The organism is Acidianus ambivalens, assembly GCF_009729015.1.
In the GTDB taxonomy this organism is placed as follows: Archaea; Thermoproteota; Thermoprotei_A; order Sulfolobales; family Sulfolobaceae; genus Acidianus; species Acidianus ambivalens.
Map to the genome: position 1 here is coordinate 1087888 of NZ_CP045482.1, position 16445 is coordinate 1104332.

At 32.3% G+C, this 16445-nt stretch carries 19 protein-coding genes, 1 tRNA gene and 4 pseudogenes; 6 read left to right on the forward strand and 18 right to left on the reverse strand.

Annotated features, from left to right (window positions below; all coding sequences use genetic code 11):
• Positions 1–3 precede the first annotated feature (3 nt).
• Genes D1866_RS06405 through D1866_RS06415 form a run of 3 tightly spaced genes read right to left on the reverse strand, consistent with a single transcriptional unit; the run spans position 4 to position 1858 of the window.
• Positions 4–231, reverse strand: coding sequence for a hypothetical protein (locus D1866_RS06405; RefSeq protein WP_152941880.1), 228 nt, complete (start codon positions 229–231; stop codon positions 4–6).
• Between the two features lie 42 nt (positions 232–273).
• Positions 274–888, reverse strand: a complete 615-nt coding sequence (locus tag D1866_RS06410; protein WP_152941878.1) for an ABC transporter ATP-binding protein — start codon at positions 886–888, stop codon at positions 274–276.
• The gene (locus tag D1866_RS06415; protein ID WP_152941876.1) at positions 881–1858 is read right to left on the reverse strand and encodes a hypothetical protein; all 978 of its coding nucleotides are present in this window, start codon (positions 1856–1858) and stop codon (positions 881–883) included. The genes D1866_RS06410 and D1866_RS06415 overlap by 8 nt, the downstream gene beginning before the upstream one ends.
• Before the next feature lie 879 nt (positions 1859–2737).
• Between D1866_RS06415 and D1866_RS06420 the strand changes: the two genes are divergently transcribed.
• Positions 2738–2829, forward strand: a tRNA-Glu gene (locus D1866_RS06420).
• Positions 2830–3025: 196 nt separating this feature from the next.
• Here D1866_RS06420 and D1866_RS06425 read toward each other — a convergent pair.
• From D1866_RS06425 to D1866_RS06445, 5 genes and pseudogenes are all read right to left on the reverse strand, one after another.
• A pseudogene (locus D1866_RS06425) lies at positions 3026–3154 on the reverse strand (S-methyl-5-thioribose-1-phosphate isomerase); the annotation flags it as partial.
• A gap of 335 nt (positions 3155–3489) precedes the next feature.
• Positions 3490–4425, reverse strand: coding sequence for an energy-coupling factor transporter transmembrane component T family protein (locus tag D1866_RS06430; protein ID WP_152941874.1), 936 nt, complete (start codon positions 4423–4425; stop codon positions 3490–3492).
• Complete coding sequence (locus D1866_RS06435) at positions 4422–5834, reverse strand: ABC transporter ATP-binding protein (protein ID WP_152941872.1); 1413 nt, start codon at positions 5832–5834, stop codon at positions 4422–4424. The genes D1866_RS06430 and D1866_RS06435 overlap by 4 nt, the downstream gene beginning before the upstream one ends.
• Positions 5835–5849: 15 nt before the next feature.
• Positions 5850–6521 (reverse strand): hypothetical protein, encoded by a 672-nt coding sequence (locus D1866_RS06440; protein WP_152941870.1) that lies wholly within the window; start codon positions 6519–6521, stop codon positions 5850–5852.
• 5 nt (positions 6522–6526) lie between these two features.
• The gene (locus tag D1866_RS06445; protein ID WP_152941868.1) at positions 6527–6859 is read right to left on the reverse strand and encodes a hypothetical protein; all 333 of its coding nucleotides are present in this window, start codon (positions 6857–6859) and stop codon (positions 6527–6529) included.
• A 104-nt stretch (positions 6860–6963) separates the two neighbouring features.
• On the opposite strand from D1866_RS06445, the pseudogene D1866_RS06450 reads away from it, so the two are divergent.
• Positions 6964–7767 (forward strand): annotated as a pseudogene (locus D1866_RS06450) (RNA-guided endonuclease TnpB family protein); the annotation flags it as partial.
• 321 nt (positions 7768–8088) lie between these two features.
• On the opposite strand, the gene D1866_RS13105 reads toward D1866_RS06450, so the two are convergent.
• Positions 8089–8259, reverse strand: coding sequence for a hypothetical protein (locus tag D1866_RS13105; protein WP_196773500.1), 171 nt, complete (start codon positions 8257–8259; stop codon positions 8089–8091).
• Positions 8260–8876: 617 nt separating this feature from the next.
• Here D1866_RS13105 and D1866_RS06465 point away from each other — a divergent pair.
• Together D1866_RS06465 and D1866_RS13110 are read left to right on the forward strand one after the other, a co-directional pair.
• A complete protein-coding gene (locus D1866_RS06465) occupies positions 8877–9167 on the forward strand; it encodes a hypothetical protein (RefSeq protein ID WP_231136432.1) in 291 nt (96 codons plus the stop codon).
• A 468-nt stretch (positions 9168–9635) separates the two neighbouring features.
• On the forward strand, positions 9636–9791 hold the full coding sequence (locus D1866_RS13110) for a hypothetical protein (RefSeq protein WP_170254133.1): 156 nt from the start codon (positions 9636–9638) through the stop codon (positions 9789–9791).
• On the opposite strand, the pseudogene D1866_RS13430 reads toward D1866_RS13110, so the two are convergent.
• A pseudogene (locus D1866_RS13430) lies at positions 9742–9849 on the reverse strand (type II toxin-antitoxin system RelE family toxin); the annotation flags it as partial. The gene D1866_RS13110 and the pseudogene D1866_RS13430 sit on opposite strands and share 50 nt — an antisense overlap.
• A gap of 22 nt (positions 9850–9871) precedes the next feature.
• Positions 9872–10063, reverse strand: a pseudogene (locus tag D1866_RS06475) (zinc ribbon domain-containing protein); the annotation flags it as partial.
• A 102-nt stretch (positions 10064–10165) separates the two neighbouring features.
• On the opposite strand from D1866_RS06475, the gene D1866_RS06480 reads away from it, so the two are divergent.
• Positions 10166–10489, forward strand: coding sequence for a hypothetical protein (locus D1866_RS06480; protein WP_152941864.1), 324 nt, complete (start codon positions 10166–10168; stop codon positions 10487–10489).
• Here D1866_RS06480 and D1866_RS06485 read toward each other — a convergent pair.
• The 4 genes from D1866_RS06485 to D1866_RS06500 all read right to left on the reverse strand — a co-directional run bounded on the left by D1866_RS06485 (position 10473) and on the right by D1866_RS06500 (position 13555).
• Positions 10473–10820, reverse strand: a complete 348-nt coding sequence (locus tag D1866_RS06485) for a hypothetical protein (protein WP_152941862.1) — start codon at positions 10818–10820, stop codon at positions 10473–10475. The two genes, D1866_RS06480 and D1866_RS06485, sit on opposite strands and share 17 nt — an antisense overlap.
• Before the next feature lie 547 nt (positions 10821–11367).
• Positions 11368–11991 carry a hypothetical protein gene (locus D1866_RS06490; protein WP_152941860.1) on the reverse strand — a complete coding sequence of 208 codons (624 nt, stop codon included), beginning with the start codon at positions 11989–11991 and terminating at the stop codon, positions 11368–11370.
• Positions 11992–12382: 391 nt separating this feature from the next.
• Positions 12383–13015, reverse strand: a complete 633-nt coding sequence (locus D1866_RS06495; protein WP_152941858.1) for a hypothetical protein — start codon at positions 13013–13015, stop codon at positions 12383–12385.
• A gap of 24 nt (positions 13016–13039) precedes the next feature.
• On the reverse strand, positions 13040–13555 hold the full coding sequence (locus tag D1866_RS06500) for an ArsR/SmtB family transcription factor (RefSeq protein WP_152941856.1): 516 nt from the start codon (positions 13553–13555) through the stop codon (positions 13040–13042).
• A gap of 133 nt (positions 13556–13688) precedes the next feature.
• Between D1866_RS06500 and D1866_RS06505 the strand changes: the two genes are divergently transcribed.
• Positions 13689–14222 (forward strand): PaREP1 family protein, encoded by a 534-nt coding sequence (locus D1866_RS06505; protein ID WP_152941854.1) that lies wholly within the window; start codon positions 13689–13691, stop codon positions 14220–14222.
• Positions 14223–14253: 31 nt separating this feature from the next.
• Here the strand turns inward: D1866_RS06505 and D1866_RS06510 are convergent, their stop codons facing one another.
• Genes D1866_RS06510 through D1866_RS06520 form a run of 3 tightly spaced genes read right to left on the reverse strand, consistent with a single transcriptional unit; the run spans position 14254 to position 16377 of the window.
• The gene (locus D1866_RS06510; protein ID WP_152941852.1) at positions 14254–14739 is read right to left on the reverse strand and encodes a hypothetical protein; all 486 of its coding nucleotides are present in this window, start codon (positions 14737–14739) and stop codon (positions 14254–14256) included.
• Positions 14736–15344 (reverse strand): hypothetical protein, encoded by a 609-nt coding sequence (locus D1866_RS06515; protein WP_152941849.1) that lies wholly within the window; start codon positions 15342–15344, stop codon positions 14736–14738. The genes D1866_RS06510 and D1866_RS06515 overlap by 4 nt, the downstream gene beginning before the upstream one ends.
• Positions 15345–15375: 31 nt before the next feature.
• Positions 15376–16377 carry an acryloyl-coenzyme A reductase gene (locus D1866_RS06520; RefSeq protein WP_152941847.1) on the reverse strand — a complete coding sequence of 334 codons (1002 nt, stop codon included), beginning with the start codon at positions 16375–16377 and terminating at the stop codon, positions 15376–15378.
• Positions 16378–16445 lie beyond the last annotated feature (68 nt).

Genomic DNA, 16445 nt, shown 5'->3' on the forward strand with positions numbered 1-16445 from the left:
GAGTTACTGGTTGTTTTCGCCAATAACCTCCTTAAATACTTTCTCTGATGTATAAAAAACGTCAACTCCTTCTTCACCTCTTTCAACAAACGTTATTTCCTCTAGGCCAGAGGGAGACTTAATCATGAAAGACACAACTTTGCCCGCAATAAAAGGAAAAACTTCGTGGTTTTCTTTTAATTTCCTAACCCTTTCTATTGCATCTAACAAACTAATGTTTAACTTCTGCATGTATTAAATGCAAAAATAATAAAAAAGAGACATAGGCGAAAATTAACATTCAATCACTCTCTCCACATTGCCTACTCTTAGGTATACCATCTTATTGCAAGTGGAATTTAATAACTCATCATGAGAGGCAAAAACTACCGTTCCATTATACTTCTTGATCATTTCTGATATTATCTTAGAATTCTCTACATCAAGATTAGCAGTAGGCTCGTCTAGCAATAATATCTTGGCCATTGACGAGAAAGCCAAAGATAATTTAGCTAACTTCCTTTGTCCAGAACTTAACTGATATGGTTTTTTATCTAATGGAATATTAAATAAATTAAGGAGCTTATATACGTTATCATAATCGAAGCGTCTTAGACTAAAAATAAACTTTAAGTTATCGTTTAATGACAAGTTTTCAAGGAAAATTAAATGTTCTTCAGACATGTATAATATATCTTGTCTCATCTTAACTGAAGGCTCCTCTCCAAAAATTTTAATATAACCCATATTTGGTCTCAATATTCCATATAATAAATATAATAGAGTAGTCTTTCCAGAGCCATTAGGACCTTTAATAAATACTTTTTCATTTTCGTTCACATCTAAAGATACTTTTAACTGAAAATTACCCAGTGTTTTTATTGCATTAATTTCTATTACTTTATTCAATTTCTCTCACCTTTACAAATCTATGCTGATTAGAATAAGCAATGTAAATAGTATAATAATCTAAAAATATCGAAAATAATATAATTCCTAAGAGATCAAATTCAAAGTGCATTATATGAGTTAAAGGATACCAGAATCTACCTACAAAAATATAATACAATATTGATAGGAATAATGGTATAATTCCGACCATGGTGAATATCCTCAATAATTTTTTAAATGAGCTAGATATAGATAAACCATTTATAATAAAAAGGCCTATAATATTTGAAAGCTTACTCCTTATACTTAAAACCATAAGTACTGACAATAGCAAATACACAATTTCTAACGATTCCGTAAACTCAAGAACCTTATTAAAATTAGATAATGATATAGCACCAGAAAAGATAAAAGATCCTTTATGTGGATAGAAATTTATAGCAGTGTTATTAAACAGTAGCCTTAAGCTATTTTCAAAGCTTGAAAGCTTATCTATAATAGGGGTGGAATTTAATATTATAATACAACTAGAGCATAATAATATGTCATTAAAATCTGACTTATTCAATGGTAATATAGCAATTCCACTACCAGAAAAATAGGAATTATATAGAACACCAACTACCTTTAATGGTATCGTATAATTCTTAAAATATATTGTAATATTACTTCCCAATTTTAAGTGAAGAATTTTTAATGCATGATAAACTAAATAAATTCCGTATTGAGGAAATTTTCCCTCCGCTATCATAGGTTTTATGTAGATTAATCTATTTGCACATGATAGATTACATAGAGCAATATATGAAATACCTATTTCTGATGTTATGGAAACTTGGCCTGCTAATGCATACTGGCCAAAACACTTCTTAACCAATGAGATAACCTTTAAAGTGTTATTATATGAGCTACTATAAATCGAATACATATTCTTATCATGAGCATTTAACATACTTTCTACGTCCATTGCATATGTATAAACAAACATAGACTGCAATAAATTTAATATAAGAAAAAGTATTATAATAAATATAAAAAATTCCTTATATTAGACCTAGATATAATAATGCTCAAATACGCCTTTATCATCTTATCGCCTTAAGAAGTTATTGGAATTACTATAGTTATCCGCAAATAATAAATGAATCGTAATAGAGTACCGTATTTAAATGAATTTATTTCTAGCATAATTCTCATCTTAATATAGATTTACATAAATATAACTCGCATAAATGAACATCTTATCATTTTTAAACTAAATTTCATGGATAATTAAAAAGACTTCAATGTAAGATAATAAAGAATTAGTTAATAAACACTCGCATGGTTTAACTAAAGCTTAATATTACTAACGACAAAGATATTTCAAAAATTTAATAAATATAACTCCTTAGTTCTCTATAGTCCCAAAATTCTATTTTTAAAATATGCTTAATCATCTAAAATTAATATAGAATACCAAATTTATTCTTAATATTAAGAATAATATAGAATATTTCCTATCCTATTATCAGAATAAAAAGGTATACATATATAAATTGTAAAAAATCACCAAAAAGAATCTGTTTTAATTATTGATCTAACTACGAGATCTTATGAATAGTTTTCTTTTCAAAGATGATACAAAATTTCTCAATTCTTTTCCGTGTTTTCTAATATCGCTAAATAATTTTAAGAACCATCAAAAAGCAAAGCAAGAATTTTAGAGAAAGTTTATAGTTTAAAATCCATTACTATCAATGCAATATCCTAATCTTAGATTAATAATTAGCTTCGAGTGGACATAAAGTTTATATCCTATAACCAAAAATTTAACCCAGACACAAGTAAGAAAGTTTTAAATATTTCAGCTTACTAATTATATCTCGCTCCGGTAGTATAGCCCGGTCAAGCCTAAGCGCGCCGAGAGTATGCAGGCCTTTCGAGCCTGTGACCCGGGTTCAAATCCCGGCCGGAGCACTTATTTTTCCATAAAATTGAAAGATAACTACGTTCTCTTAATAAAGGCGTAAATGGAACAGTAATCCTTATTTTTGGAACAGCATCACTTTCTTATAAGTAGGGTAACAAAATAGCTGGAATAGTAGATCTAATAGATAAAGGTGAATACATCCTTATAGATATGTTGGCTAAAAATATACTGGTAAAATCAGAATACGTAAGTAGTTTCAAAGGGTAAGGCTGACTGATCCAAGAGAGTTAGAACGTTGTTTTTATCGTCCCAAATTATCGGAGTAACCTTAGGTTTAAAAATCTCTTTTAATTCTTTTACAGAGACCTTCATCAAAGTAGTAACTCATGATAAGTATAAATCTTTTATCTGTGAACTACTACGCCATAACCGTAGTATTTTCGAAAAGTTCTTAGAGTAGGATTTAACGGTAAATCCTTAGATAAAAGCTATTAACCTTCCTGAAAGTATTAGTAAATGTTACTTAGAGCGTTGTAATATTTATCGTTTCCTAAGTTTTTGCTCATACGTAATTTTATTAAGATTTTTAAAGTTTTCAAGAAGACCTAGAATTATAGGAATTTTCTAATAAAACATGAAATAATCTCTAATAAATATTTTATATAAGAATTTTCCACATATTTTCGTGTAATTTGACAAATGATAATTTATCCATGAACTGGAATTGCTGGAATGTATCCAGAATATACTAGATAAGAATCTACAATTACTGCAATGATAAGAATAATTAATATTATTTTATCAACTTTACTAAAATTAATATCATTTAAAAATGTTCTGTCCTTGTACACCATAAAGGCTCTAGTTTCTGCAGAAAGACTAATGAGCCTAGCCTTTTTAAATTCGTAAATAGTTAAAGGGATTATCGCTTCAAACATTGCCTTAAGTTTGTAGAATATTTTTAAAATTCTATTTCTCTTATATCCTACACCTTTCAATAATTGTAATTTAATCGCAGTATCAGCTACCTCAAATATTCTTGGGACAGAAATTACTCCTACTGCTACAGCAAAAATTAAAGGTAAAGGAATTTTAAACTTGTGCATAGACCTTATTAGATCAGAAGGGTTTACTGTTAGAAATATTAAACCAGAGAAGAGGAACATAGGCCAAATTCTCATTGAAACTTGTATAGAATAAATAATAGCTTGTAAAGTCAAGTCAGGAGTGTAACCCATGTATATGAAGTATGAAGGCCACTTCCATATTACTGTCAAATTATTTCCAAAAATTTCCCGCAGAACAGTAGGAGACGTAAAAGTAGCGAATCCCCAACTTAAGCCTATAATTTGTGTTAAACTAAATATTAATATTACTTTTAACCTCCTCAAAAAATAATAGAAAGGAATAGCGATCATTCCCAAAATTAATCCTACCCACCAAATGGATTGAGCAGCTATAAGGGTGACCGAAAATAGTATCAATAATTTAGTTACAGGATTTATTTTATGATAAGGAGTTGATAAATCCACATATGAAGTTAACTCTTCAAATCCCTTAAATCCCAATATTCTAAAAATTAAATAGAGAGGAAAGGTCGTTCCAAAAATTACCAATAACCAACTAATTATTTCGTCAATCATAACTCCAGCGCCTCCGGATTAACTTCCCTAATTCTTCCATCTCTAATTTCCAATACTCTGTCGGCGTAAAGATATACAAATTTAGGATCATGTGTAGCTACAACAAAACTTCCATCAAGATTTCTTAATTCCTCTCCTAACATTTTCCTATTATACCAATCTTGACCAGTAGTAGGTTCATCTAGCAAAAAAATCTTCACCCCAGAAGCAAGCAAAGAAGCAATAGCTAATCTCCTTTTTTGTCCCACCGATAGAAGAAAAGGATCACTATCAGGAGGTAATTCAAACTCTCTCAATAACTTATCTATTAACTTATCGTCATACCTTCTTCTCAACCTCATCATATAGGAAATTTCCTCCCTAACTGTTCTCTTAGTAAAGAACAAATCTATATCCTGAGGAAGATAAGCTAAAAACTCTCCCCTATCTTCTGGAGGTAATTTACTTATTTCCTTCCCCTCAACACGAATATAACCAGAAAATTTTAGACCTCTAGGAAGTATTCCAGCTATAGCTTTTAGAAGAGTAGATTTACCACTACCGTTATCTCCCATTAGTGCAGTTATACCTTTATATATTACTATGTCAGTATTTAGTATCTCCCTGTTATCATCCCTAACTATTATTTTTCCTTCTAAAGTCCTTTCTCCCTTTCTCCTAACCACAGTTTTCCTTATACTTAACGGTTCCAATCCCAAATCGTCAAATTTATCTATTATAGAATTTACCTGATCTCTTTGTAAGTTATATAGAATACGCCCCTTATCTAATATTATTATTCTATCTACAAAATTTATTACCTTGCTTATTTTATGTTCAGCAATTATCATTGAAAGTTTGCCCTTAAATTCTCTCAATTTCGTCAAAATTTCCCTAGTACCCTTAATATCAATGCTTGAAGTAGGTTCGTCCAAAATAAGAGCCTTAGGTCTCATAGCCAAAATACTAGCTAAAACTACTCTCTGCTTTTCACCTCCAGAAAGTTTAGAAGTATCCCTCTCCAAGAGATTACAAATATCCACTTCTTTACAAACTTCAAATATCCTTTTCCTTATCTCTTCTCTCTCAAGTTTAAGGTTTTCTATACCAAAGGCTATTTCATCAATTACCTTATAGTTTAAAATCTGACTATCCGGATCCTGAAGAAGAGTTCCTATTAACGAAGATATTTCAGGAATAGAATATTTTTGGACTTCCCTATCAAAAACATATACTTTCCCCTCTACTGTAGCTTCAACAAAATGCGGAATAACTCCGTTAAGTAAATTCAAAAGGGTAGATTTACCAGATCCAGATTTGCCTGTTATTAAGACAAACTCGCCTTCCTTTATTTCAAGATTATCTATGGTTAAAGAAGGAGAATCCATTCCCGGATAAAAAACCTTTAAACCTTCTATCTTAACAAACATTACAAGATCACTCCATTACATAGACCTTACCACCCTCCCAACTCTGTTTGCAATTAATGCAGAAATTGCTCCTATAAACACGTCTCCAGGAATGGAACTTATAAAGAGAAACATAACCCTAGCTTGATTTGGTACAAAACCAAAGACTATCGGAGCTATAAACCCGTAAGTAAAGAACGGATGAACAAAGGAAAACAAAAGACCTAAGGCTCCACCTTCAATACCAGCTATCAGCAATTGATCCTTTTTATCCCCAATACCGAAAATTCTCCCTTTAGTTATGAAAATAAAGATATCTGCCATTAATCCATAAGTAAGTATGTCTTCTATTAACCACAAAGGCTCTCCAGTAAAACCGAATTTTATTAAATCTCCTACAATATCAAAAACTGCCATAGACAGCATTCCAGCTCCAACTTTCCTTATTACTCCAATTACTATAAAGAATACAAGAATCCTAAACCATACTGGAGGGTTAATTATAGGATATATTGGAGAAGGCAAAAATATAGCGTCTCCTATTATATGGTCTGCTACAGATACTAAAGCTCCTCCAATTCCTGCCAACGCAAAATCTGTAGAAGTAAATTTAGACTTTCTCAAAATGAAAACTGCTACTATTGCAGCAAAAACAAAGTATCCCAAGACTAAAGGTAGAGGAGTTATCCCTGGTTGAAGAGAAAACATTATTATCACCTCAAATATATTATTACAATTCCTAAAACTACTACAATTACTGCAGCTAAAGAAAGAATCTCATAAATCTTGTAAAAGTTACTCGAATGATATTTATGGGATACTATTGAAGGAATAGGGGACGCAAAATAACTTACAGAAGATGAAGCATCGCTAATTTCTTGCAACTCATTAGCTTGTTGGGATATAATAAAAATCCTTCCATTAGAATAAACTCCGTAACTGGGACCATTCCCTACAGATATTGAACCAACTGAAAAAGATATGCCAAGTATACTCAGCAATATTATACCTAAAATTGAAATATGTAAGAGTTTAAATATAGACATAAAGAAATATATAAGATTATACATATAAAATTATCGAACTTTCAATTCCTTTTTGGATGAGACAACTGCTCTAAGCCACTGACAGTTGATGAACTAAAAGGCATCTTTCAATTCTTTTTTGGATGAAACCTAGGAACTTGAAGGAGTACATGGGTTGGAGGATGAAGGAGGCTAGGTTAGTGGTTAAGGATGGAAAGGCTTTCCTCAAGGTCGTTTTTGAGAAAGAAGGAGAGAAGGTTGAGCCAAAGGAAAGTGTTGCCGTTGATATAAACATGGCTTACATAGTAGTTGGCAAAGACAATGCAAACTACGTTAGGATTCCAACACGTCTCGAAGAGGTTCACCACTGGAAATCATTAGCTGAAAGCCTACAAAGGAATTACCCAAGAAGGTGGAGGGAGAATAAGAGGATCCTAAACAGGATTCATTCCTTCCATCAAAAGGCTAAGCGTATTATGGAGGATTTTGCTAGAAAAGTGGGGAAGTGGGTTGTTGAAGTAGCTAGAGATTTTGGTGCTAATGTTATTAAGTTGAAGAGTCTTAAGAACCTCCTCAAGAATGTAGATAAACTACCTAAGGAGTTTTGTGATAAACTCTACTTGATGCAATATCGTCGTTTGCAGTATTGGATTGAGTGGCAAGCTAGGAAGCGTGGAATGATTGTTGAGTTTGTTAATCCTAGTTATTCATCAGTCTCATGCCCTAAGTGTGGGCAAAGGATGGTTGAGGTTTCCCATCGTTGGTTTAGGTGTTCATGTGGTTATGAGAATGATCGCGACGTTATTGCTGTAGTTAATCTTAATGGGAGGGGTTCTCTGACCCTCTCGACTGCCCCTCAAATGAGAGATGTAAGAGCGAATCGATGGGGGGAATCCCCGCTGGTGGGGAGGAAGTCAGGTGAACTATAATGATATAGATGTACCTCTTGGGGAGATGATAGAGAAGTTCGGATTGGTTGACCTAGGAGAGAAATTGAGGGACTACATAAGGTGAGAACTAAGGAAAAGATCATGATAACTTGGGATTTTGAGGACAGAATAGAAGAAATAGAATTTATACCACTATGGAAATTTCTACTAATTAACTGAACGAGAGCGCAGGGTATAACTGATTCGGATTTATCTCCCACTCCCAGACTAGTTCCTTTAGTAGGGCTTTTCTTCCCTAGTACAATGCCGAATCTGATCAAGAAATATTCTAAAATGATAAAGATTACTATGAAAATTTATTTAATTTCCGTAACCTATAATATCCCATTTATCCTTAAATTCTGATAAAAACTTTTTATCGTTAAGCCAATAGCTTACTTTCCCATTCTTATTATCCCTCTTTACTAATTTCTCAATTATATTCTCTTTCTTAAGTACAAAAGCCCACGGTTCACTCTTAAGTTCATTCAACAAAACTATAACATAAAATTCTGCAATCAGATTATTCAAATTTGACCGAAGGGAACAGGGTTTCGTTTAAATAGTCCCTTAACTTGAATAGTATGCATTTTCGTTCCATCTTGACTATATATTACAATATCAACGCCTCTTGTATTTCTAGAAGTAGGCAACACATTCCATCCACGAAGAGAAAGAACGTATGCCGTATAATAAAGAGCTATATTACCTATCACCTGGTTGCTATAACTCTTATTAGTTTTAACCATAGAGAAAAATATGTCATCCTCTAAAATTTATTATTTAGCTTCGAGAGTCCAGAGTACCTCGGGTAAATGTTTGACTATGTATAACTTTTTATGAAGAGAAAGGAAGGGCTTTTAAACAATAAAAGCAGCAAAGCACCTTGGGCCTAAACTCTCACTCCTGCTTTTGTAGTAGTTATTATCAATAGTTGAATTCTGTGCAGTAAACCGGGGAGTTTAAGAAGTGAAATAATTAGAAGAGTAATAAACATAATAATTTAAAACTAATAAGTATAATAACATGAGGTAATTCTGAAGATGCATGACCCATGTGAGAGTTACTTGATGAAGATGCATGACTGTGAGAGTTATGTTGAGTGCGTTATGAGAAGCAAAGGTTTTAAAATAATAGCTAGAGATCAACACGGTTACGACATAGAAGCGTATTACCCTTCTGGAATGTATTACTATTTTATTGAGGTTAAATGCGGCCCAGGAGCTAAACTAAGTAGTTATCAACGTCGTTTCAAATCGGCTGTGGAAATAGCTAGAGAAGTAGGATTTAACATTACTAGTGATAAAGGCTTAGAGTTAATACCGAAATTCGTCCTCTGTCAGTTTGATGATAAATATAGGCTCATAGGTGATCAGAGCTGTAAGAAGCTCCTTAGATAATTTCGTTCTGGCATAAGTTATACTGCTCTACTATGAGTAGAAAATAGAGGAATTTACACGATAAAAGTAGAAAAATATCTTGGGCTATTTGTTACGATAGCTATGCTTTTACTCATCTCTTTTCAAGTCTCAGTTCTTGTATTCATATAAGAAAAATATTATGGTCCTAGTTAGGGAGCTCCGTCTTCATTGCTTCGCCTGCCCCATGATTCGCCTTACACACTTCATTAGCACGCTGGGGCTAAACTTTTATTCACTATTTTACTTCACAGATTTCCAGTAGTAGTTATTATTATTGGTTGAATTTTTCTCAGTTGGCTTGAGAGTTTTTACAATTTTTCTAACGGGACTGGGAAGCTGGGATCTCTACATATGCGCTTATCCGTTTACTTAACAATTTTTCAAAATTCGATAAGAGAAACTCGGTTAGCACATTATTTTAATAGTATCTGTGATAAGTTTATACATATGAGAATTGTCGAAGATAAAGACGGAGAAAGATTTCTAGTCATCGAAACTGATGAGGACTTTGAGAAGTTTAAAGAAGATTTGTTAAAAATAGCTAGAGAAAAAGCTAAGGGTCGTGTCCATAAACCTTCTTATGAGACCCAACCTCCCAAATGAAAACTATACAATCTTTTGAATCAACGCTATAAAGTATCCTTATATTTCCTCTGACTTCCTCCCCGCCAGCGGGGATTCCCTCATCGATTCGCTCTTACATCTCTCATTTGAGGGGCAGTCGAGAGGCTCAGAGAACCCCTCCCATTAAGATTAACTACAGCAATAACGTCGCGATCATTCTCATAACCACATGAACACCTAAACCAACGATGGGAAACCTCAACCATCCTTTGCCCACACTTAGGGCATGAGACTGATGAATAACTACGATTTAAAACGTAAGATAAACGCAGAGCGTGTAATAAAGATTATATAAGTTAATTTGATATTCGATAATTGATAATAATATACTTAAGGAGTTTAGGTGTTATAAAATGCTAAGTATATTTAATAGAGGTAGAGACGCTAATAAAATTGCCTCAAAGATATTTAGTGATGGAATTATGACATTAGTTATGTCTACAATTATGGCATACAGCAATATATCTGAAGAGGAATTAGAGAGAAAAGTTGGAGAGAAACTTAAGGCAGATAATATCTCAGAAATTGTTAAGGATAATGTTAAGATGCTCGAAGCTCTAGGTGTAATTGAAAGGAAAGAGGGCAAATTAGTTTTGACTCAATTCGGAGAAAAAGTTGGCAAAGTACTAAAAGATATGTTAGAAACGTATTATGAAACTTTTACCTCTTTAAGTTAGAAAAAGCATTTCTTCTTGTCTCTAAATATCCCCTTAATTCTTCACAGAGATCCTTTTGTGCTCCTGTGGCGTTCGAGCATTTTTTATTTAAAATCTTAAGTATTCTGGTGTCTTCTTCTGCTAGTATACTAGCTTCAATTTGATTAATCTCCGTCTCTCTTACAAATCGAATTAACATGTAAGTGACCACAATAATAGTAAGGAGATATGCGATAACTGTAAGGAAAATATAGAGAGGAGAAAGATGCGTTAAAGCCTCAATTATTACTGAAACTACGCCTCCTCCAATAACGTAACTAACAGCTTTGCCAATATCTGTAACTCTAACCATTCTTATCTATTAAGAGTTTCAGAGATTTTCTTAAAATATTCAGAGATTTCCCAACTCTTATCCGTTATCTTCCTACGTGGAAATCCTTGCTGATTCTTCTTTCCTATATAATTAGGAACGCTAAAACCTAAGGAATAAATTTCTTCAAGTATAAGGCATAGCGTATTTGCAATCAAGATAATAAATATAAATAAAATTATAGATATAATTCCTAAAATGTAGATAAAGTTGATATTGTCATAAGCAAATACATGCCCGAAAGTTAGATAGCAAAGAATCCTAGAATACTTAGGCAAATTAGTTGCAGCTGATAGAGAGTTCAATATCTTAGGTATTCAGATTCAAAGAATGAGTTGGGGAAGAACTAACTAAAAAGGTTATATCATAGTAGATTACGATATAATTATCTGCCATAAATTCCTAAAAGATTCTAAAAATTATTAAGGCCCCTTTACTTAAGGTTAGAAGATTTCTGACAGCTTTTAAAGCTTGTACTGGTTGAAATTAACGAGCACAAATTTTAAGAAATTAATTAAACTGCACTCTTTTATTGCGTATTAGGTATAACAATTTCTCTTAATTCCAGATAATCTTTACCCACAAAATAATCCACTTTTATTACCTTCCTTGTAATCTTTACATATGCACAATCATATTTAATTTCTTTTAATTTGTTTATATCAAATTTATCAGTTTTAACTATATAATATCCGCCAGGAATATTATTATCCTCAAGTAGCATTTTCCCTAGTTTTTTGAGTTTATATGGGACTTCCACGATAATTTTTCCTCTTTTAATAATGAGTGAGTTTTCGCCCATATAGAGCTCATAATTCCCGAAATAAAATATCAAGTTTTTCAGCCTTTTTATTGGAATATAACTATCTATAGTAATTCTTTCTCTTACATCAATCTTTGAGAGTTTTATGAGATATTTTAGCGTATCCTTCATTGATTGAAAATATTCTGAAATTTTAGTAATATTAACTTTAATATTATTTTTTAGATAAACGTAATCTTCATAAGAACAAATTTCTACTTTTTCTATAATATCCTTAATACTTTCGAGCTTTCGTAATAAGCTAACATAGGAATCTCCACAGAAAACACAAGTTTTATTATATATTTCAAGCCCACTTATCTCTTTCACAAAATCTGAAAGATTTAACATGAATACTAAATAATAGTTTATAGCAGAAAAATATATTCACTTTCTAAGTTGAATGACAGAAATGAACGCAATATAAGAAACTATATTATTATTTTATATTGGATACACAATTTCTGGCTTAGCATATGAAATTGACGCAGACACTTATGTTGCATTAAAACTTAAGGATAGAGTATTAATTGCATACCAATTATTTGTAAATAATAAGATAAGAATAAGACCCGCATTTCAATACTAATTTATCTATTAGCATATACTCCCACTATAGCTGAGTACGAATATTCAAGGTTTATAAAAATCCTTAAAAATATAAAGGAGAATCAAGATCCCTTCTTTAACACTTAAGCATGTAGTCTTACTAATCAAAATTTCTATATGCGAAAATACTTAGCTATGATAGTTTGAAATAGTATTTTATTAAAAGAAAACCTGCAATACCCACTATTATTGAAGGAATTGCTATAATAAAATAATTTGATGAATGAGTTAAATCAACATATGCTACCAAGCTATCAACCATGCCTAAAGGTGCTACAGCGAATATGTACTTCAACTCTTTTCTCCAGAAACTGTAATACGCTGAAACTCCCCAACTATAATGAATGAAAAGAGAAGAAGTTCTATCCATTATCTTTATAACGAGAACATAAAGTAATGGTAAAACAGTTGTAGTAGTTTCAATAAAAGCATTAGGTAGTTCCAGTAAGCCTAAGAATATCGCATTCTCCCAGAAGGCTAAGCCTATTCCATAAGTTTCGGGATTTTCTTTTATAAAACGTGAAAACAGATACGCAAAACCTGGTTCGAGGATAGTAGTTAATATTCCGTAAGCAATATAAGTAGGAATTTGAGGAGTTAAGAAAAAGGATAAGAACGCCAGTTGTATGATAGCCTTTCCTACTATGGCTAATATGTAAGCACCTCCAGCTATTAGTATTACTTTCCAATCTCTCTTTACTAGGAAAAGAGGAATAATACCTATAAAAATCGAAATTAACGCTCCTATTAAAATATATATGTTCATACTTTTTAGTGACGAGAAAGAATATTAATGAGTCACTTTCATTAATGAAAGCAGTCGTTGTTCAACTTCATCTAAGATTTTTCTCATCTCCTCTTCTTTTTCTAAAAATGTTGAAAAAGTTACGAAAGCGTCAAGAATTACAGCATAGTCTATAGGATCAATTCCTTTAGGAATCTCATTATATTTTTTATATTTATCGTCCATTATCTTTTTTAATGCAGAAAGAAATTCTAAAGCCTTTCGTGCTATAGGATCCTTTGGGTGAAGGGGAATATTTAAAGGTAAAACGAAATAGACTGCCTTTGCTCTGTAATATTTAGTCTTAAAGTTTCTCTTACGCTCTATTCTTGTAACTTCTATGAGTCCGTATTTTTCAAGTTTACTTAGCCTTCTCCATAAAGTAGGCAAAGGAACCTTTAATTTTTCCGATAGAGAAGTTGCGTTTAATTCTTCTGAAACTAGTAATTCTAGAATTTTAAAGTTAATATTATCTAAGATTAGCTTTGCTTGATCTTCATTTAAGATTAGAAATCTTTGCATAAATAAAGTGAAATTAATGGACTAAAATTATTTAGCTAAGGTTCAGTTATAATAATACCTTATTAAAGTTCTGCTCATGATTGATAAAAAATTAAGATTTAAGTTCTTTAAGTCAATAATGGATAAATAAATCATGGAATCACAGTTACCTAAGTTTACGAGAGAGCCGGAAAAGTACTCGAGGCTTAGATTACTTGAGGCGCTGCAGGAACTTTATTTAAGTATTGAAATGCTTAAGGAAGGTTATACTAGAAATTCTGCAAGCAAGCTTTTCCTTTCATGGAAAGCTCTAATGAGTTCTTTAGTCGTATCCAATTTTAATAAAATCATAGAAAAGAAAAAGAAGGAAGGTAAGGAAGATGATATAAAATGGTACCTAAGAATAGGTTATTCGGCTCCAACTACTGAGTTAATGGGAATAGCTAGAGATTTAGAAGATCTAGGATTTAGAGGCCTAGTTAATTTAACTACCGCTATGCTGGGAATTCATAAATATGCTTATACTGGATTAGATGAAGATATAAGTCTTTCTCATAGTAGAAAAGATGCAATAATTGCGTTAAAAGAATTGATAAAGTCTGAAATAGATATAGTTAATGTTAATTCTTTAGACGAGGAGGAGAAGGAATTACTAGAGAAAATAAAGAAGGAAATTGACAAACTTTAATATTCAAGGGAAAAATAAATTCAGAGAGTCGTTATTTGTTTATTATTTCCCTCTTTATTACGTCCATAACGCTTTTTTCATCTCCTTGCAAAAATTCTGCATAAATAATTTGGTCATATTCTACTGCAAACCCTATGTTGTCTTTTAGTATGGTATAATGGAATCCTTTGCATTCCTTACAATACCCTCTTAATATTTTTTTATTCCCTAGGTCTATTATGATATACTTTAGTTTCCCATCATTTTTAGGATTCAAATCTGATGTAAGTGAAATCTTTCTTGCTAATCTGAGTAAGGCTAATCCTAGGAGATCTTCGTCAGTAATTCCTTTTTCCCTCAATTTTTTGGGGATTTCAAATTCTCTGTTAACTTCCTCTTTTATCTTCGTAATATCCTTTATTGCTGATCTATATGACGATAATTCCTTTATGCATTCTTTCGTAATTTCATTAACTCCTTCCCTATCGCCTATCCAAGCTAAAATAATAGCTTCCTTTAATTCATCCTCGCAATTCAAGGCCTAACCACCACCATCATTATATTTCCGTCTCCAAAAACGTAAGAAAGTAATGAGTAGTTATCTGGATATCTTAAACTCTCTGAGGTTATTAAATCTCTAGCAATATTTTTCCTCACTATGGCTTTATCAAACTTTACTGAGGATCTAACGTTCACAAAAAGTAACGATTTTCCATCCTTATCGCCTAAAAACTCCTTTAATTTTTCATACTTCCCTACATGAATAAAAGTGTCAGTTATCATCCCCATGAATTTTACTTCTCTTAATGGTAAAATATCAAGTAATTTTACCCCAAACTTTTCTTCCAGGATTGTGTAAACTATTATTTCTCCTAACGCTCCAGAAATATCCCCAGAATAATACTTACCTCCCCACCTGCCTAAAAAGTATGACAAATTGGAAGGTAGATCTTCAATTATCCTTGAAGATAAAATAGACGCAGGAATTAAGATCCTCTCATCAATTTCCAAATCTTCCTTTTCTCCTTTTTCAAACTCTTCCAATATTCCATCAGCTATAACTTCCATATCATTGTCGTCATCTTTTTCGTCATGAGGAAGTAAGTCTGAAGGTACGTAAATCCAAGTAAGTTTTACTTTCACATTGATATTTCTTACTCATTAAAATAAAAATTTAGGGTTTTAATAACACCTTACCTATCTTATTCTTATCCTTCAATAGTTCATACCCTTTATCTATGTCATCTATTCCTACAGTTCCAGCAATTATTGGTTGAATTTTACCTTCTGCAGTAAGTTTTAACGCTCCTTCTACATCTTTTTTAGTTGCACTAGCATGACCTATTATTTGAATATCTTTAAGTATTACGTAACCTAATCTAAGCTGATAAGCTTGAGAAGGATCTACATTGCCTATTTGTACGATTCTTCCACCCATCCATAATGATTTTAAGCTTTCATCAAAGGTTGGAGTTCCCACAGTGTCTATTACAACATGAACATCTGAAATTTTCTTTGCCTCTTCAGCAAATTTTTTACCTACTATTACGTGATCTGCAAATTTTTTAATAAAAGGTGCTTTTTCTTCTGAAGTAGTAACGCCTATTACTTTAGCTCCTAAAGCTTTTGCAACTTGTACTGCGTGAATTCCCACTCCTCCGCTTGCTCCAGTAACTAGCACAGTTTCTCCAGGCTTTAAATGCGCCCTCATTAGACCTCTATAAATCATTCCCGTAACGCAAGGGACTAAAACTGCTCCTTCGTCTGGAGTACCTTTAGGAACCTTTACTAGGCTTGTAACTTTTATTTTTGCATATTCTGCAAAAAATCCGTCCAACTCTTCAGAGTATCCTAACCTAGAATGACAATATGCTTCTTCTCCTTGTCTACAATACTCGCAAGTTCCGTCAGGGGCGTAAAGTAAAGAGACCACCTTATCTCCTTCCTCAAACCCTTCAACTTTCTTACCTTTTTGTATTATTGTGCCTACGACTTCATGACCTAATATTACTGGATATTTCATTCTTGGATAATATCCTTGGAGTTGCAATAGATCTCTATAACATAACGCTGCTCTATCTACTTTTATTATAACCTCGTCATCAGCAGGTTTTGGATCCGGAACCTCTTGTACCTTATATCCTTGTTTGTGACCTATAACAACGACTGCCTTCATTAGTTTAAACATGTTTATATTGCTTAAAAATTATGATGAAAGAAGCATTTTTTATACTTAGTAACGTA